The 16,343-nt window shown below is 40.2% G+C and carries 19 protein-coding genes; 6 read left to right on the plus strand and 13 right to left on the minus strand.

All coding sequences use genetic code 11. The features are described 5' to 3' along the window. Positions 1–170: 170 nt before the first annotated feature. Positions 171–2,021, plus strand: coding sequence for a bifunctional diguanylate cyclase/phosphodiesterase (locus QUE86_RS04660; protein WP_286259505.1), 1,851 nt, complete (start codon positions 171–173; stop codon positions 2,019–2,021). Here the strand turns inward: QUE86_RS04660 and trmB are convergent. The 8 genes from trmB to folB form a co-directional block, all read right to left on the minus strand. Then, complete coding sequence (gene trmB, locus QUE86_RS04665; protein WP_178927379.1) at positions 2,018–2,683, minus strand: tRNA (guanine(46)-N(7))-methyltransferase TrmB; 666 nt, start codon at positions 2,681–2,683, stop codon at positions 2,018–2,020. The two genes, QUE86_RS04660 and trmB, sit on opposite strands and share 4 nt — an antisense overlap. Next, on the minus strand, positions 2,683–3,450 hold the full coding sequence (locus QUE86_RS04670) for an ABC transporter permease (RefSeq protein ID WP_130050650.1): 768 nt from the start codon (positions 3,448–3,450) through the stop codon (positions 2,683–2,685). The genes trmB and QUE86_RS04670 overlap by 1 nt, the downstream gene beginning before the upstream one ends. After that, on the minus strand, positions 3,450–4,379 hold the full coding sequence (locus tag QUE86_RS04675; RefSeq protein ID WP_286259508.1) for an ABC transporter ATP-binding protein: 930 nt from the start codon (positions 4,377–4,379) through the stop codon (positions 3,450–3,452). The genes QUE86_RS04670 and QUE86_RS04675 overlap by 1 nt, the downstream gene beginning before the upstream one ends. Continuing rightward, positions 4,376–4,999, minus strand: coding sequence for a flavin prenyltransferase UbiX (locus QUE86_RS04680; RefSeq protein WP_167658531.1), 624 nt, complete (start codon positions 4,997–4,999; stop codon positions 4,376–4,378). Before QUE86_RS04680 ends, QUE86_RS04675 begins: the two co-directional genes overlap by 4 nt. A gap of 22 nt (positions 5,000–5,021) precedes the next feature. After that, positions 5,022–6,365, minus strand: a complete 1,344-nt coding sequence (mpl, locus tag QUE86_RS04685) for a UDP-N-acetylmuramate:L-alanyl-gamma-D-glutamyl-meso-diaminopimelate ligase (protein WP_250661193.1) — start codon at positions 6,363–6,365, stop codon at positions 5,022–5,024. Between the two features lie 160 nt (positions 6,366–6,525). Then, complete coding sequence (locus QUE86_RS04690) at positions 6,526–7,329, minus strand: undecaprenyl-diphosphate phosphatase (RefSeq protein WP_239977583.1); 804 nt, start codon at positions 7,327–7,329, stop codon at positions 6,526–6,528. Then, positions 7,326–7,814, minus strand: a complete 489-nt coding sequence (gene folK / locus QUE86_RS04695) for a 2-amino-4-hydroxy-6-hydroxymethyldihydropteridine diphosphokinase (protein ID WP_130050645.1) — start codon at positions 7,812–7,814, stop codon at positions 7,326–7,328. Before folK ends, QUE86_RS04690 begins: the two co-directional genes overlap by 4 nt. 2 nt (positions 7,815–7,816) lie before the next feature. After that, a complete protein-coding gene (gene folB, locus QUE86_RS04700) occupies positions 7,817–8,173 on the minus strand; it encodes a dihydroneopterin aldolase (RefSeq protein ID WP_178927383.1) in 357 nt (118 codons plus the stop codon). 229 nt (positions 8,174–8,402) lie between these two features. On the opposite strand from folB, the gene plsY reads away from it, so the two are divergent. Continuing rightward, positions 8,403–9,005, plus strand: a complete 603-nt coding sequence (gene plsY / locus QUE86_RS04705; RefSeq protein ID WP_130050643.1) for a glycerol-3-phosphate 1-O-acyltransferase PlsY — start codon at positions 8,403–8,405, stop codon at positions 9,003–9,005. A gap of 9 nt (positions 9,006–9,014) precedes the next feature. Here the strand turns inward: plsY and tsaD are convergent, their stop codons facing one another. The 3 genes from tsaD to QUE86_RS04720 all read right to left on the minus strand — a co-directional run bounded on the left by tsaD (position 9,015) and on the right by QUE86_RS04720 (position 11,030). Then, positions 9,015–10,028, minus strand: coding sequence for a tRNA (adenosine(37)-N6)-threonylcarbamoyltransferase complex transferase subunit TsaD (tsaD, locus tag QUE86_RS04710; protein WP_054560954.1), 1,014 nt, complete (start codon positions 10,026–10,028; stop codon positions 9,015–9,017). A 62-nt stretch (positions 10,029–10,090) separates the two neighbouring features. Beyond that, positions 10,091–10,681, minus strand: coding sequence for a YjaG family protein (locus tag QUE86_RS04715; RefSeq protein WP_130050642.1), 591 nt, complete (start codon positions 10,679–10,681; stop codon positions 10,091–10,093). Then, a complete protein-coding gene (locus QUE86_RS04720; protein WP_130050641.1) occupies positions 10,665–11,030 on the minus strand; it encodes a putative signal transducing protein in 366 nt (121 codons plus the stop codon). Before QUE86_RS04720 ends, QUE86_RS04715 begins: the two co-directional genes overlap by 17 nt. Before the next feature lie 86 nt (positions 11,031–11,116). Between QUE86_RS04720 and QUE86_RS04725 the strand changes: the two genes are divergently transcribed. The 4 genes from QUE86_RS04725 to QUE86_RS04740 all read left to right on the plus strand — a co-directional run bounded on the left by QUE86_RS04725 (position 11,117) and on the right by QUE86_RS04740 (position 14,860). After that, on the plus strand, positions 11,117–11,524 hold the full coding sequence (locus QUE86_RS04725) for a DUF2721 domain-containing protein (RefSeq protein ID WP_130050640.1): 408 nt from the start codon (positions 11,117–11,119) through the stop codon (positions 11,522–11,524). Positions 11,525–11,575: 51 nt separating this feature from the next. Next, positions 11,576–13,102 (plus strand): response regulator, encoded by a 1,527-nt coding sequence (locus tag QUE86_RS04730; RefSeq protein ID WP_130050639.1) that lies wholly within the window; start codon positions 11,576–11,578, stop codon positions 13,100–13,102. A 119-nt stretch (positions 13,103–13,221) separates the two neighbouring features. Next, entirely contained in the window at positions 13,222–14,109 is an 888-nt protein-coding gene (locus tag QUE86_RS04735; RefSeq protein WP_130050638.1) for a LysR family transcriptional regulator, read from the plus strand. Between the two features lie 130 nt (positions 14,110–14,239). Next, positions 14,240–14,860 carry a 2OG-Fe(II) oxygenase gene (locus tag QUE86_RS04740; RefSeq protein WP_286259520.1) on the plus strand — a complete coding sequence of 207 codons (621 nt, stop codon included), beginning with the start codon at positions 14,240–14,242 and terminating at the stop codon, positions 14,858–14,860. Here the strand turns inward: QUE86_RS04740 and ubiA are convergent, their stop codons facing one another. Beyond that, positions 14,861–15,739 carry a 4-hydroxybenzoate octaprenyltransferase gene (gene ubiA / locus QUE86_RS04745; protein ID WP_130050636.1) on the minus strand — a complete coding sequence of 293 codons (879 nt, stop codon included), beginning with the start codon at positions 15,737–15,739 and terminating at the stop codon, positions 14,861–14,863. Then, on the minus strand, positions 15,736–16,281 hold the full coding sequence (locus QUE86_RS04750; protein ID WP_130050635.1) for a chorismate--pyruvate lyase family protein: 546 nt from the start codon (positions 16,279–16,281) through the stop codon (positions 15,736–15,738). Before QUE86_RS04750 ends, ubiA begins: the two co-directional genes overlap by 4 nt. Between the last annotated feature and the right edge of the window lie 62 nt (positions 16,282–16,343).

The following is a 16,343-nucleotide window of genomic DNA, read 5'->3' on the forward strand; positions in this document are numbered from 1 at the left end:
ACGAAATTGGCTAACTTTACTGGAATATCACGAAAATGTCTCGTATAAAGCAAAAAAGCCCTAATTTCGATGACAAAAAAGTGAACCGTTAATGAAATTTACGGTTATTTTCTACTATCAGACAAATGTTTTTTTAGTATAATCAAGTGATAACTGCTAAGGGAACGTCTATGCCCAAAGGATTGCAAAAAACCAGTTGGCTACTATATGGCTTCGCCGCATTTTTTATTAGCTTATTTGGCTATATCTATTACACCTATGAAACTTCGCGTAGCGAGATCATGGCGAATATCGATAGTAAATTGTTCAATGCCGCGGTCAGTGTCAGACATATCCTCGGTGATGACTACCACAATATAGTCAATGCAGGTTTACCTATCTCCGCATCAATGTATAAAGAAAAAAGTCGTGCCCTTTCTGAATATGCAAAACAAATGCAACTTGCCTATGTTTACGCCATGGTACTTCGTGATGACAAAGTGTACTTTAGTGCATCTAGTTACACACAAAAAGATCAAAATAATGGTCGTGTTACACAATTTTTAGATGCCTATCCTGAAGCGACTGAACTTAACAAAGAGGCATTTTTTTCTACTGAGCCTGTATTCGAAATTTCAAAAGATCAATGGGGCTATTTTAAAAGCATCTTTGTGACTTTTGTCGATGATAATGGTCACACTTACATCACTGGTGCCGACATAACCATTAGTGACTTAAATCAGCAACTGCAACACAGTGTTTCACGAGCGATGATTACCGGCTGCTTTTTTTTCTTTATTGCAGCATTAATTGCAGGGCTCTATTTTTTACAGTTAAAACGCTCGCTCTCAACTGATGCGCGTACAGGTTTTGCAAATCATGTAGCACTTGAATACTACATAAAAAGAACCACCAAGCATCGCATGGAGCTGGCAGTAATTGTTATTAACGAACTAGAAGATATTAGCAGCTTTTATGGCAGTGAAGTTAGCGACAAAGTGATGGCTAACTTGCTTGGCTATTTTCAATTAAGGATACCTAGCGAAGGACTTGTCTATCGTTTAGCAACCAATAAAATTGCGTTATTGCAAACTCATAGTGATGAACGCAATATAGATGATGTAATTAATGCCTTTAACTATGCAATTCCAGCGTTAAAAGAGCCTTATATCTACGTGAGCTTGTATGCGGGAATTGCCACAGGTAATAAATCAATGCTTATAGAGAACGCCCACGTTGCATTACAGCAAGCAAAACTAAATAATCAACGTATTGTGCGTTATGAAAATATCTTTAAACAAGTTGAAGAGCAATTTAGAAATAACGTTACGCTTGCCAAAGAAGTGAAAGAAGCCTTCGATAACAATCGCATCGTGCCTTATTTTCAAGCAGTCTATGACAGCCAAAGGAAACATATTAATCATTACCAGTGCCTAGCCAGAATGGCCAGTGCTACAGGTCGTATCCATACACCTGATTACTTTATGATGGTGCTGAAACGCTCACGTATGGATGGTCTTTTAAGGCGTACTATGTTTACCCGATGCATTGAGCAGTTTAGAAAAACCAATGTGTGTTGGAGTATCAATATTACCGCACAAGATATTCTTGATCCAAGTTTAAGCGAGTTTTTAGAACTTCAGCTAAGGCGCTACCCGCAGCCCCACAATATTATTTTTCAGTTTTATGAGCGTGATGCCATTGCTTACTTTAGTGAAGTAAAAACCTTTATTAATATTCTAAAAAATAAAGGGGCTCAGGTTATTATCAATGAATTCGGCACGGGCTTTTCAAGCTTGCCACACATCAGAAAGCTCGAAATTGATGGTTTAAAACTTGATAAAGGGTTAGTGAGCCAAATTCATACTAATACAGATAACTATCTGTTTATTGAGAACTTGGTAAAATATGCTCAGCAACTAAAGTTAGATGTGATTGCTGAGCAAGTTGATAACGAGCAAATAGCACAGGCACTTGCTCGAGCAGGTGTTACTTTAATGCAAGGGAGCCACTTTGCACCGCCGACTCCTTACATTCATTAAAGATTAATCACTAAACGATGACTTTGTTGACCACTAGCCCAATATTTACGTTCAAACGGAGTAATTGCAGTATCGCTTTCATACTGCTGGACATCGCACTTATGCCCTGCAAGTTCAAGTGAGCGAGCAAACTCCTTTACGTAAATATCCCAGTTACTCCTAAGCTCTAAACGACCACCTAGTTTAATGATAAATGGGAAGATAGCAGCGCCGTGCCATCTTCTTTGCAAGTGTTTTGCTTTCGGCCATGGATTTGGATACAGCAGGTAATGATGGCTTGGTTGCCAGTTTGCAGCGACCGCTAAACGCCAAAAGTCGTTTAAGTCAGCTTGCACTAAAATATACTGCCCTGCATCAGTTTGCTTATATTCGATATCATGTTTATCTAAACGATGTGATGATTTATCAATTCCAATCACTAACGCATCAGGGTGATGTTTTGCTAAATTAGCGGTACTTTCACCAACACCACAACACGAGTCAAGAATGATAGGTCCGCTAAACGCTTGCACCTTTTCATTGACCTGATCAAAAGCCGCTTGCGTATGCCCTGCAATCGGCTTTTTAAATTCAGCACTTAAGTGCTTTAAAACTATTTCGTCTAGCTTTTCATGTAAGCCAGGTTGATTCGATACAATACTTCTCGAATTTGCATCCGTCATTAGTGTCTAAGCCCCACACCACGTTTAATAAGGGTTAATGCTAAAGTAAATAAACCCACAATAAATAAAGCAAGTACACCAAATGCTACCGATAAGTCGACATCCGACACACCTAAGAAGCCATATCTAAATGCATTTACCATGTAAATAATTGGGTTTACTTGCGATACACCTTGCCAAAATTCTGGCAACAGGCTGATAGAGTAAAACACCCCACCTAGATAGGTCAGCGGCGTTAAAATGAAGGTCGGGATAATACTAATATCATCGAAGCTATTAGCATAAATTGCGTTAATAAGTCCACCTAACGCAAACACAGCCGACGTTAAAATAACCGTAGCCATAATCACAAAAATATTATGAATTTGAATATCAACAAATAGCAAAGAGACACAGCTAACAATTAAACCAACCAGCATGCCACGCGTCATACCACCACCCATGTAGCCTAGTACGATAATGTAATTCGGCACTGGCGCAACTAATAGCTCTTCAATGCTTTTTTGGAATTTAGTAGAATAAAAACTCGAGGCAACATTTGAGTACGAATTGGTGATCACCGACATCATTATCAGACCCGGTACAATAAACTCCATATAAGTAAAGCCACCCATATCACCAATACGAGAACCGATCAGATTACCAAAAATCACAAAATACAGGCTCATCGTGATTGCAGGCGGAACTAAGGTTTGCACCCAAATACGTAAAAAGCGAATACACTCTTTGATCCAAATACTTTTTAGCGCTACTCCATATTTAAACATTATTCGCCTCGCCCTTGTTCTAATAATCCTACAAACAACTCTTCTAAACGGTTTGCTTTATTTCGCATACTAAGCACTGTGTTACCTTGCTCACTCAGTGCACTAAATACATGGTTTAAGCCCTGAGACTTCGCCACTTCAACTTCTAAAGTGTGGTCATCAGTCAGTGTATATTTGTAACCTGCAATGCTAATAGGCTGCACAGGCTGCTTTAAGTCAAGTACAAAGGTTTCTTTATCAAGCTTGGCAAGTAAGGCTTTAATGGTGGTGTTTTCAACAATCACGCCGCTGTCGATAATCGCGATGTTTCTACATAACAGCTCAGCTTCTTCTAGATAGTGGGTAGTCAAGATGATGGTGACACCTTGCTTATTAATCTCGCGAAGAAAATCCCACATAGAGCGGCGTAGCTCAATATCAACACCTGCTGTTGGTTCATCTAAAATAAGCAATTTAGGTTCATGCATCAGTGCACGAGCAATCATTAAACGGCGTTTCATACCACCTGAAAGGGTGCGCGCTTGCTTATCTTTTTTCTCAAATAAACCTAGCTGCTTTAAGTACTTTTCAGCTCGCTCATGGGCCAGCTTTCTTGGTACACCGTAATAACCTGCTTGGTTAACCAAAATTTGGTTAAGTGTTTCAAATTGACTAAAGTTAAACTCTTGCGGCACTAAGCCAAGTTCAGACTTAGCGGCTTCCAAATCTTTATCAATGTCGTGACCAAACACCTGTACACGACCGGCACTTTTGTTCACTAAAGATGAGATAACACCAATGGTGGTTGATTTACCGGCACCGTTTGGGCCAAGTAAGGCAAAGAAATCACCTTGCTGAACTTGTAAATCAATACCTTTTACAGCTTCAACACCATTTTTATAAACCTTTTTTAGGCCTTCAATATTTAATGCGATCGTTTTTTCGCTCACTGTTTGCCCTCTCCATAACCCCAACGCTTCGTCAAAGTATGTTCAATGTTTAAATGATCTAAAATTCGCGCCACCATAAAATCGACCAAATCTGAAATCTGCTCAGGTTGGTGATAAAAACCAGGTGCCGCCGGCATAATCGTTACGCCTAGTCGCGCTAGCTTCAACATATTTTCAAGATGAATTTCGCTAAATGGTGTTTCGCGCGGGACTAAAATTAGCTGACCACGCTCTTTAATAACTACATCTGCCGCACGTTCAAGTAAGTTATCTGATGCTCCCACTGCAATTGCAGAGACAGACCCTGCGCTACAAGGGCAAACCACCATTTTTTTCGGCGCTGCTGAGCCAGACGCAACAGGACTAAACCAATTATCTTTGCCAAATACTTTAAGTTGCTCAGGGGCTGCATTAAAAAGCGTGCTGAGTTGTTCTGTCGCTTTCTCTTCGTTACCCGAAAGTTTGATATTTGACTCTGTATCAAGCACTACTCGTGCTGCACTTGAGATCAGTACATATACCTGAAACTGCTGTTCAAGTAATACTTCTAACAACCTTAAGCCATAGGGAGCACCTGAAGCACCACTAAAAGCTAATGTTATTTTATCTTTAAATTGCATACAGTTAAGCTCCTGATACTGATTAGTTTTGTTCAAGTGCTGTGATTAAACGCTGATGAATACCTTCAAAACCACCATTACTCATAATTAACACATGTTGTGAAGGCGCGATACTAGCGATGACTTGAGCAATTATATCCTCAGTGCTTGAGCTACAATGCATCCCAGCTTTATCTGCGTATTCTTTTAGCGACCAGCTTAAATTTTCTGGCTCAAATAAATACACTTCATCGGCCGCTTTCAGTGAATCAATCAAGGTTTGTTGATGCACGCCCATTTTCATGGTGTTTGAGCGAGGCTCTAAAATAGCAATGATCTTCTCTGTGCCCACTTTTGCACGAAGCCCTGCTAAGGTTGTTTCAATTGCCGTTGGGTGATGGGCAAAATCGTCGTACACTTTAATCGAGTTGATGTCAGCTTTGAGCTCCATGCGGCGCTTAGGAGAAATGAACTCAGCTAGGCCTGCAATGCTGACAGATACGGCAATGCCTACATGCCTTGCAGCCGCTATCGCCATAATGGCATTTTTCACATTGTGCTCACCCATGGCTTGCCAGCTGACAACGCCTTGAACTTGTGAATTTAATAACACTTCAAATTCACTACCATCTGCTTTAAGTAAACGGTAATCCCAATCGCCAAAGAGTGTTTCACTCTCGCTCCAAAGGCCTCGTTCAATCACATCTTGTAGAGCTTCGTCTTGGCTAGGCCAAATAACTTTGCCACTACTAGGTAGTGTACGCATCAAGTGGTGAAATTGTTTTTTAATCGCGTTTAAATCTTCAAAAATATCAGCATGATCAAATTCGAGATTATTTAGAATTAATGTGCGCGGTAAGTAGTGCACAAACTTACTACGTTTATCGAAAAAAGCAGTGTCGTATTCGTCGGCTTCAATAACAAAAAATGGTGTTTCGCCAATACGAGCAGACACACCAAAGTTTTGAACGATACCACCAATCAAAAATCCCGGCTTCATTCCCGCATATTCTAATAACCATGCCAGCATACTGGCTGTGGTTGTTTTGCCATGGGTACCCGCTACGGCTAAGACCCAGGAGTTTTGCAATAAATTATGTTTTAACCATTCAGGGCCTGACGTGTAAGGCAAGCCTTTATCAAGCACGTATTCAACACAAGGGTTGCCACGGCTCATAGCATTACCAATTACTACCATATCGGGCGCGGGATCTAGTTGGCTAATGTCATAACCTTGGGTTAGGGTGATACCTAGCTCTTCTAATTGTGTACTCATCGGTGGGTACACATTTTGATCAGAGCCTGTCACGGTATGACCTAACGATTTAGCGATTGCGGCAATACCACCCATAAAGGTGCCACAAATTCCAAGAATATGAATATGCATCTACTGTCCTGAGCAAAATGAATGAGAGTTTAAATAAAGCGTTATAATGCCAAATATAAGCTTTACTTACCATTACTACACGGCAATAGACTTTTGCCAAATAGCCAACATAAAAAACACCTCAATTTGAGGTGTTTTTTAATTGAAGTGAGCGCCTATTTTACAGCATTAAGAATGCAAACAAACCAACGCCTAATAGTAAGCGGTAGATAACAAATGGCATCATGCCCATGCGCTCAATTACTTTTAAGAAAAAGAAAATACATGCATACGCTGATACAAATGATAATGCAGCGCCTAATAAAATAGCATGCCAATCAATCGCTTCACCCGCTGTTGCCAATTGATACACATAATATGAACCTGCAGCTGCAATAACCGGAATCGACATTAAAAACGAGAAACGCGCAGCACTTTGCTTGTTAAGACCCAGCATTAAACCCACTGTAATGGTAATACCAGAACGCGATGTCCCCGGAAATACCATCGCTAGCACTTGCGAAAAACCCAGTAATAACGCACTAAAAAAGTTTACTTGGTAAATATTCTTAACTTGTTTTGCTTTAGCATCGGCATACCAAAGCAGTAAACCAAATACGATAGTCGAGGTTGCAATAACCCAGGCATTACGTGAGTAGCTTTCTACAAAGTCTTTAAATAGATAACCGATTAATAATGCAGGAATAGTCGCAACAATAATCCACCAACCTAAACGGCTGTCATCAGTCGCGCCTTGTGATCCAAACGATTTAAACCAAGCGCCAAGAATATCCACTACTTCTTTACGGAAATACAGTACCACGGCACCTAAAGTACCAACGTGAACCGCCACATCAAATGCTAAGCCTTGGTCGTGCCAGCCAAAAACTTGTGAGGGTAAAATTAAATGTGCTGAGCTCGAAATAGGTAAAAACTCAGTCAATCCTTGAATTAAGGCTAGAACAATTATCTCAATAATACTCATGGGTTAGAAAACTCCACCTTCCATAGTTTTTGTTGCGGATTGTTATAATTTTTCCATAGTTCAGCTAAAGTTAGCTTAGCTACGGGATGAAAAAAGTTAGGGGCTACTTCAGCTAATGGCTGTAGTACAAACGCATTTTTGGTAATTTCGTCACGAGGTAACTGCGCAGGCGAATCGCAGATAATGTCATCATAAAACAATAAATCTAGATCTAAAGTGCGCGGGCTAAATTTTTTATCCTCGCGGGTGCGACCGTTATCAAGTTCAATCTTCTTCAGAAGTTTACACAGTTCGGTTAATGGCATATCGGTTTGAGCAGCAATCACAGAGTTATAAAAATTGTTCCCTGCAAAGCCAACTGCCTCACTCTCATAAACTGACGAGTGTTTATAGTCAGGAAAGTAAGGCTTTAGGGCAATAAGCGCCTGTCTCAGGTAGTGCTCTTTATTAACATTAGAGCCAAGACTTATAAAAATTTGCGCCATAATCAGTTAGCCTTACGACGGGTGATTTCGACTCCCACCGTTTTAGCTTGTGGTACCGCAGCCGGCTTACTCACACGAATAGTCACTTGACTGGTCGCAAACTCACTAAGGATCAATGCAGCCAATTGCTCAACTAAGGTCTCAAGTAACTCAACAGGCTTTGCCGTAGTATGCTCAATAACTCGCTCGCTCACTTTGGCATAATCAAGTGCTAAATTTATATCATCCGTCGCCGCAGCGGCTGAAATATCACATAACATTTCGATATCAAAATACAGGCTTTGTTTACTTTCTTTTTCAAAATCATACACGCCAATGATGGTGTCTACATGTAGTTGTGATATATATACCTTGTCCATTGATACTCCAAGTGACATAAATATTTTAAAACAATACTCATCCTAAACGCTTATTGATTTCAATAATGCGCTATATAAGCTGTCATACTGTTTTAATATATAAAAATTACCCCTACAATAACGGATAGATGCATTGCAATATGGTGCGTACATTCTACTCGATGAGAGCGGCAGATGGTTTTGCCGCCAATGATAGCCCAAAAGTGCAGATTAAAAAATAAGGAAGCGCGTGTTAGAAGTTTTAATGTTAGTTTTAGCTTACATACTGGGATCGGTCTCTTCCGCTATCCTTGTATCACGGCTGTTTAAACTACCAGACCCACGCAGTCATGGATCGAATAACCCTGGTGCAACAAATGTTTATCGCCTAGGCGGAAAAGTCCCCGCTGTTTTAGTTCTTGTCTTTGATATTTTAAAAGGGACGATCCCAGTTTGGGGTGCCTACTTTTTAAAAATAGATCCTCTAATGTTAGGTCTAATTGGTGTAGCAGCCTGTCTAGGGCATATGTACCCACTGTTTTTTAGTTTTAAAGGCGGTAAAGCCGTTGCAACTGCCTTTGGTACTTTATTACCTATTGGTTTATCGCTAGGTGGGATGTTAATTGCAACCTGGATCTTAATTGTTGCTATCACGCGTTATTCATCACTTGCGGCACTGGTAACAGTTTCATTAGCGCCTCTTTATACCTGGTGGATAAAGCCCTTGTATACTTTGCCTGTTACCTTTCTAACCGTACTGATAATTTTCCGCCACAGAGCAAATATTACTCGCTTGATGGCTGGGGAAGAACCTAAAATAGGGGCTAAGAAAAAAGCCCCTGAACAAGAGTAGTGCTATAAATTAAAGCGCTTCGAGTGAATCAATAGGCCAGCGTGGCTTAGTTTTCATATCGAGGCTCGCGAATTGACCTGCTTTCAAACGCTGCATACCTGCATAAGCAATCATTGCACCGTTATCTGTACAAAACTCTGTGCGCGGGTAATACACTCGCCCTTTCATACCTTGCATAACTCGTTCTAGTTGAGCACGTAATTGCACGTTAGCACTCACGCCACCAGCAATAACTAAACGTTTGATACCTGTTTGTTTTAAAGCTCGTTTACATTTAATAATTAGGGTATCAATAACAGCTGTTTGAAATGCATGGGCAATATCTGCTTTAGTTTGCTCATCGTCATCGCTATCACGAATAGCGAGCGACGCTGCTGTTTTTAAACCACTAAAACTAAAATCTAAGCCAGGTTTATCGGTCATCGGACGCGGGAACACAAAACGCTCTGGTGTGCCTTGCTCAGCAAGCTTTGCTAAACGTGGACCACCTGGATAATCAAGGCCTAACAACTTCGCTGTTTTATCGAATGCTTCACCTGCAGCGTCATCAACTGACTCACCTAATACTTCATACTCACCAATACCAGATACTTTAACCATCATGGTATGACCACCAGACACTAAGAGCGCGATAAACGGAAACTCTGGTTTGTCTTCTTCTAGCATTGGCGCAAGTAGGTGGCCTTCCATATGATGCACAGCGACTGCTGGAATATTCCAGCCATAGGCCAGTGAGCGACCAATTGAGGTTCCCACCAAGAGTGCACCAACAAGTCCGGGCCCTGCGGTGTAAGCAATACCATCTAAGTCTTCTGGACCACAGCCAGCTTGCGCAAATGCCGCATCAATTAAAGGTAAGGTTTTACGTACGTGATCGCGTGAAGCTAGTTCAGGGACCACGCCGCCGTAATCGGCATGCACTTTTACTTGGCTATACAGTTGATGTGCTAATAAGCCTTGTTCATCATCATAAATGGCAATACCCGTTTCATCACATGATGATTCAATACCTAAAATTCGCATCAATTACTCCGCCAAGAAAAAACAAATGCGCATTTTACAGTGAAAATACGCATTACTGAATATTAAATTGCAATACCAATGTTGGTTTGGCCATCAGAAACCGCTAGTTGTTTAAGCTCTTTTACGTTCTCTGAAGTAATTCGGCCCATTTGCTCTACAAAATCAATAAGCTCTGCAAGCACATCAATTTCATATTGCATTAAAGGGTGTTCACGGACAGCTTTGTTGTCTGCCACTTCACCATCTACTGTTAGTTGGTACTCAATAAAGCGAGCCACTGAAGCCTGTGAAATTTTACTAATATTCAAAAACTCTTGTTCATCTTTAGCTATTAAACCGTGCAGCATACCAAGCAGAGCTGTAGCAGTATCAATTGCCGGATAAGCCCCAAACATATCAAAGTCAGTGAGCTCTGGCACATTCGGTTCTATTTTTTCAATTTGCTTTTCAAGGCTGATTTTACTTTTTGGCAGTAATATTTTTTCCCAGCAGACACTAAGTGCGCTTCGAAAAACCGCTGCATCACCAAACCCTGTTGCTTCACTAAATAAGCTGTAATTAGGCAGCATACGCTCAAGTAAAGCTCCACCTAACACTGCTTTTTGCAAATAGTTTAATTCTCTAATACGTTGAAAATTATTCGCTTTCGTCATTCTTTACAGTCCCACAAGACCAACATATTTCAAATGTTGCTCCGTTAAGCTCAAGACACTTAGGGCATACCCAGTCAGGAGCCGATTGTTTTAATTGTCGGTAGTTTAGCAATATTTCTTGCGCCTGGCGCTCTTTTAATGCGTAAACAAGTATATCAACCCCCGTTTGTTCAAATGGGATCTCCCCAAGCGCTCCTTGTAAAAGCTCACCTTGTAATTGAGATTCTATCCCCTTACTTTGTAAAAGCCCTTTAATAATATTTGCTTCTAAGCCATTTTCAGCTTGAAATACTTTCACCCAAGAAAATGGGTCCGGCTTGTTTGGTTGATTTAAATTCTTGTTTTGCAAATCACTTCTCTTTTACTTTTTTATCTTTAAATCCTAAACTACGCTAGCAATTGACTTCGCTGCAACGCTTATTTCAAGGTAACCACATGACTTTAACAACACCGGGATTGTTATTCCCTGCAATTTCTTTACTGTTACTTGCTTATACCAACCGCTTTTTGGTGCTTGCTCAGCTTATTCGAGAACTCAATGCACGTGAAGGGGAAAGTATCCGCCCACTGGTTGTTGCACAAATTACCAACTTAAGAAAACGTATCAAACTCATTCGGGTGATGCAGGTCTATGGCGTTGCCTCTTTTCTCATGTGTACTTTATCGATGTTTGCATTATTTATAGAGTTTAATACCACTGGAATCATTTTATTTGGGAGCAGCCTCGCTTGCTTAGCCTTGTCTCTTCTAACCTCTTTGTATGAGATCCACATCTCCTGCCACGCTATCGAAATCGAATTGAAGAATATCGAAAAAAAACCAGTTTCAGATAAGGCAGAGTAAATTTCTGCCTCTATACTTATTGTATGAGATACAACAATAAGTGGTGTTTTTGTGGATGATTTCTTATTTTCTGAAGAACAGTTAGAAGAAAATAATATAGAAACTGAAGAACCTGAATACTGGCATATTCTTGTTGTTGATGATGAAGAAGATATTCACCAAGTTACGAAACTAGTATTAGCTGGGTTCAGTTTTGAAAATAAAGGTCTGCGCTTTTATGACGCCTATTCTGCGGCCGAAGCAAAAGAGTTTTTAAATAAAGATATTCCCTTTTCTGTTGCCCTAGTTGATGTGGTAATGGAAACCAACCATGCTGGTCTTGAGCTTATTCAATTCATTCGCGATGAAATAGAAAACCACGATATTCGTTTAATACTGCGCACAGGCCAGCCCGGTGAAGCTCCTGAAGAAGCCATTATCCGCGATTACGACATCAACGATTACAAAAATAAAACAGAGCTCACCGCGATTAAAATTAAAACCCTGCTCTACTCAGCCTTAAGGGCACATCGTGATATTCAAATTATTGACCGCCATAAGCATGGTCTTGAACAAATAATTAATGCTTCAGCAAATTTTTTAAAATGTGACAGTGTTCATGAGTTCGCCTCAACAATTTTAAGCCATGTCACTAACGTGATGGGAATTAATGATGCGCAAATCTATTGTGCTGCGGCTGTTAACTTACAATCGTCTCCAGCAAAAGATTTCCAGCTTCTTGCTGCCTCAGGCGTAGGTCCTACACCACAGCAAAATACCATTCCAGATGAGGTAAAAAACTTATTTATAGATGCACATGAGCGTAAGTCATCACTAAAAACAAGCAATGATTACATTGGTTACTTTCCTACCAAAGCTGGCCTAGAAACCATGCTTTATGTACATAAAGGTAGTAAGTTGCAAGCAACAGAGCATCAACTGCTAGAGTTTTATGCCAATAACATCGCGCTTGCTTACGATAATTTAAAACTCAGAGAAATGGTAAAAGAATCACAAAAAGAATTGTCGTACATTCTCGGTGAGGCTGTAGAAAAACGCTCTAAAGAAACTGGTTCCCACGTTAAACGTGTTGCTTTATATAGTGAACTGCTTGCTCAGCTTTCAGAACTAAACCCATTTCAATGCGAAATCATTAAACTTGCCTCACCTTTACATGACATAGGTAAGATCAGCATTCCCGATAACATTTTAAACAAGCCTGGCAAACTCACTGATGATGAGTGGGAAGTAATGAAAACCCATGCAGAAATCGGCTACGAAATATTAAAAAATTCAAGTAACGAGATATTGACATGTGGTGCTTTAATTTCCTACCAGCATCATGAAAAGTGGGATGGTTCAGGATATCCGCAAGGTTTAATAGCAGACGATATCAATATAGTTGGCCGTATCACCGCCCTAGCAGATGTATTTGACGCGCTTTGCAGCGACCGTTGTTATAAGAAAGCATGGCCATTGGATGAGGCTTTAACGCTTATAAAAGATCAACGCGGGAAACATTTTGATCCAATTCTTGTCGACTTATTACTTGAAAATTTACCACTTTTCTTAGAGATTAAAGATCGTTACCCTGATTAGATGTAACTTTTCTGTAAAACACTTCCCAAAAAAGGTACAATAATTTACTATGCCTTCCGTGAAGTATAATAATACCGCCTATATGTAAAAAGGCTTACTTATAACAAGGGACTATTAAAGTGAGATTTGAACAACTTGAACAATTTGTGGCACTAGGCGTGCTGAGGCATTTTCGCCAAGCTGCAGAAAAAACCCAAATCAGCACTTCAGCGTTAACTCGCAGTATTCAGACGCTTGAAGATGAAATTGGCTATGAGCTAGTTACCCGCTCTACACGCTCAGTTAAGCTAACCAAAGAAGGTGAACTTTTCCTTGAGTACGCTAAACAAACCCTCGACAACCTTGAAGAGACCAAAAAACGTTTATTCGAATCTTTAAACGGTTGCACTAACGAAAAATTAGTTATCGGTTATACCAATAAAGCTAGCACGGTTGTTCCTGTTTCTTGCGGCCAATTTTTAGCGCAGTATCCACATGTAAAAATCGAGATGCAGTTACAAGAACAAAGCGAGCTTGTACGTAAACTGCAGTTAGGTGAAATTGATATCAGCGTATGCTCGCAAGCAATGAACAGCATTGGCAGCGATATTCATTTACCCGATCAACTCATTATTTTTGTGGCTAAGAACCACCCACTTGCCAATAAAAGCGATATCAGTAAACGCGACTTTGCTGACTACCCAATGTACAGCTGCTTTTCTCAATCAAAACAGGTTCAATCTATGCTGAATGATGCAATTGAATCTTTTGATAAAACATCAAGTATAAAAGTAGGTAGCATTGAGCAAGTAATGGATGGCCTTAAAAAGTCAAACCACATCGCAATAGCCAGTATTGAACACACAAGTATTGTCTCTTCAGACCCAGATTTACTGTTATTGAAAACCAATAAAGGTATCGCACACGAGCAGCTTGTGATCCAAACTAACCAACAAATCAATGAAAATTCTCATGTTAGTCATTTACTTGACCTCATTGAAAAAACGGCGTTAGCAAGCCAAAGCTAAAAGCTATTTTATATGCTGTTAGCCTGTAATGAATCAGGCTAGCCCCCCCCCTTTTTTTTATTGCATAAAAAGCGTGCATCGCACATTTTTTCATATACACTTACTCACCTTTTTTTGATTGTGCATATGAATGACCGCACCACTAATTTCCGACTCTTATTTAGATGCCATCGAACAGGCTGGCTATGCTGTTGTTGAAAACGCCATTGATGAAAACCTAATCGCTGATTTAATTGCTGATTGCTATCGAATTAACCCACATTTTCATACTGCTGGTATTGGCCGTTTAACCGACCAACAAATAGATAAAACCGTGCGAAAAGATAAAACTTTTTGGTTCGATAGTTCAAGCCAAGCACAAATTACCTATCTGGCGACCATGGAAGCGATAAAAACACAGTTAAACCGTAACTTTTATTTAGGGTTATTCGACTATGAATGCCACTATGCAAAGTATCAGCAAGGTGACTTTTATAAAAAGCATTTTGATGCTTTCAAAGGCCGTTCGAATCGAATTTTCACAACGGTTTGTTACTTGAACACGCCAGAATCAGGTGGTGAATTGGTAATTTACAAGCCAAAAAGTAAAGACATTGAAATTGTCATAAAGCCTCAAGCTGGTTTGCTGGTTATGTTTGAAAGTGAGCGCTTTATGCATGAAGTATTACCGGCACACGATGTTCGCTATTCCATTGCTGGTTGGTTCAGGAAAAATGCCTCAATCAGCGGTATTATCGACCCACCAAGGTAATTAAAATGGCAGTGGCAAGGATGCTGCTAAACCAATAAAAACCACCAACCCGACATAGTGGTTATTCAAAAATGCTTTAAAGCAAGGGTCTCTCTCTCGATTATGAATAAGCGTTTGTTGATAGAGTAAAAAACCAATCGCTGCAATTAACCCTAGCCAATAAGGCAAAGCAAGGTTGTTACTCTTACCAATGTAAGCAAGAATCATAATAAACAAAACATTGAGTAAAAAGATGATATGTCTGTCATAGCTGGCAAACAATATTGCCGTTGATTTAACACCAATTTTTAAATCATCATCTCTATCAACCATGGCATACATGGTGTCATAAGCCACAGTCCATACAAGATTAGCTGTAAATAATAACCAAGCTTCTAATGGTACAGAGCCAATTGATGCCATATAGGCCATTGGAATAGCCCAGCTGAATGCAGCACCAAGCACAACTTGCGGTAATTGGGTGTAACGCTTCATAAATGGATAACAAAACGCCAGAGCTAAAGCACCAAACGACAGTAAAATGGTTGGCAATCCGAGTGTTAACACTAAACCAAACGCTACCACGATAAGCAATACAAACAAGCTCAAAGCTTCACCACTTGATACCAAACCTGCTGCCAGCGGTCGCTGGGCTGTGCGCTTAACTGAGCCATCTATTTTACGATCGGCAAAGTCATTAATTACACAGCCGGCACTGCGCATCACAAAGACACCCAAACTAAATACCACAAAATTTAATAAGCTCGGCGTGCCAAGCTCAGCAAGCCACAGCGCCCAATAAGTTGGCCACAACAATAGTAAAGTGCCAATTGGCTTATCGGTACGCATTAACTGTTTATAGTAAGGTATATGTGCGACCTTAAGTGCAGCTAGCTTCATAGGTAAATATACGCTCCAGGTAAGAATACTTCAGCCACGAGAAAATGAGCATTAGATAAGCTAAATACACTGCGTCTTCCCCACAATGGTTGTGAAGAGTAGCCGATTTCAGCTGTTAAAGCTTGAATAGCGTGCTGCTGTGAAAACTCAGCAACTTCGATTTCAGTTCGCGATAAGCTTGGGTCTTGAAAAATAACATCGCCAAGCGGTCTTGTTCCCATACTTAGCAACTGTTGCTTTTTTAATGTATCATCCGCTGGCAACCAGCTTTGAGCATAAACCATTGGTTTACCATCACACAGAAGTAAAACTTCACGGTTTAATGCCTGACTTAAAGAAGTATTTAATAACGCTTGTTGCTCGCAGGTTAAGTCAAAAGGTGCTTCGTTTAAAACTTCAACTGAAAAAGCCTGACAATGACTTTTAAGCTTAGCCGTTAATGACCCGGCTTCAAGCAGCCAACCTTGCTGTTGTTGCGTCAAATCTGGAAATGCTGAAGCAGGCTGCCAATTTGCAGCTAGTGAAACTGGGAATGTGATCACAACGACTCATTATTTAAAAAAAACATGCAAATGATATCATCGCTGCACGTTTCGAAAAAGTC

The organism is Pseudoalteromonas apostichopi, from assembly GCF_030297135.1.
GTDB lineage: Bacteria > Pseudomonadota > Gammaproteobacteria > Enterobacterales > Alteromonadaceae > Pseudoalteromonas > Pseudoalteromonas apostichopi.